The following is a 253-nucleotide window of genomic DNA, read 5'->3' on the forward strand; positions in this document are numbered from 1 at the left end:
GGACAATCAAGGGGAAACCCGCCAGCGGTCGTGCTGTATTGTCTCAGGAACAGGATGGAATTAAGTCGCACACCCACAGTGCCAGTGCATCCGGTACGGATTTGGGGACGAAAACCACATCGTCGTTTGATTACGGGACGAAAACAACAGGCAGTTTCGATTACGGCACCAAATCGACGAATAACACGGGGGCTCATGCTCACAGTCTGAGCGGTTCAACAGGGGCCGCGGGTGCTCATGCCCACACAAGTGG

At 54.9% G+C, this 253-nt stretch carries 1 protein-coding gene; it reads left to right on the forward strand.

Translation table 11 applies throughout. The features are described from left to right. Nucleotides 1-38: 38 nt before the first annotated feature. A partial coding sequence (locus ACTHS4_RS12195; protein WP_440366021.1) for a hypothetical protein occupies nucleotides 39-253 on the forward strand: 215 nt, incomplete at its 3' end.

The organism is Neisseria sp. P0014.S009, assembly GCF_051958155.1.
Lineage (GTDB): Bacteria > Pseudomonadota > Gammaproteobacteria > Burkholderiales > Neisseriaceae > Neisseria > Neisseria flavescens_C.